Origin of the sequence: Streptomyces phytophilus, from assembly GCF_013870535.1 — a bacterium.
GTDB classification, from domain to species: domain Bacteria; phylum Actinomycetota; class Actinomycetes; order Streptomycetales; family Streptomycetaceae; genus Streptomyces; species Streptomyces phytophilus.
The window spans coordinates 1-1026 of the sequence record NZ_JACBXC010001722.1 but is presented as its reverse complement, the minus strand read 5'-3'; the positions used below and the strand labels follow the sequence as shown (position 1 = coordinate 1026).

Here is a 1026-nt window from a genome sequence, read left to right as displayed (position 1 = left end):
TCCGCTCCTCGGCGACGGCCTGCGGCGGCACCGCGTCCAGCTCCGCGTCGGTCAGCTCCGCGCGGGCGGCGCGTACGGCGGACAGCAGCTCGACGGCGTCCGCGGGGCGGGTGTCGCGGTTGCGGGCGGCGGCGGTGGCGACCAGGTCGTCCAGCTGCTCGGACAGCCCCGGGACGGCGGCGGACGGCGGCTCGACGTCCTCGTGCAGGTGCTGGTAGAGCACGTGCGCTGCGTGCTCGCCGGCGTGCGGCTTGGTGCCGGTGAGCATCTCGTAGAGCATCACGCCGCAGGCGTACACGTCGACCCGGGGGTCGACGGCGCCGCGCTCGATCTGCTCGGGCGCCAGGTACGACACGCTGCCGAGCACGGTGCCGGTGGAGGCGGTGGTGTGGGTGTTCACGGCGCGGACGAGCCCGAAGTCGGCGACCTTGACGCGGCCGTCGTCGCCGATGAGGACGTTCTCCGGCTTCATGTCGCGGTGGACGAAACCGGCCCGGTGCGCGGCGCCGAGCGCGGCGAGCACGGGCTCCAGGATGTCCAGCGCGGCCCGCGGCTGCAGGGCGCCGCGGTCGTTCAGCACGTCGCGCAGGGTGCAGCCCGGGACGTACTCCATGGCCAGGAAGACGTGCGGGCCGTCGGTGCCCTGGTCGTAGACGCCCACGACGTTCGGGTGGGCGAGCCCGGCGACCGACTTGGCCTCCAGGATGAACCGCTGCACGAAGGAGGAGTCGGCGGCCAGCGAGGGGTGCATGACCTTGACGGCCAGCACCCGGTCGAGCCGGGTGTCGAGCGCCCGGTAGACCGTGGCCATGCCGCCGGTGGCGATGCGTGCGTCGACGCGGTAGCGCCCGTCGAGCATCTGCCCGACCATGGGGTCTCCCCACCCTCCCTGCGGATGGGGGGACGGGTCCAGAGTCGTGTCCACGCACCGCAGTCTACGAGGTGAGGGACGCGTTCCCGTCACCGTTGTGCTGCAGTACGTTCCCGATGGCGTGCCGGCGCCCGCGGCGGCGCGGGTGCCGGTAC

1 protein-coding gene is annotated in these 1026 nt (G+C 73.7%); it reads right to left on the bottom strand.

Annotated elements, in window-relative coordinates:
• Positions 1 to 871 (bottom strand): protein kinase domain-containing protein (locus H5J30_RS35510; protein WP_181791904.1); only part of this gene is annotated, 871 nt, incomplete at its 3' end.
• Positions 872 to 1026: the final 155 nt, after the last annotated feature.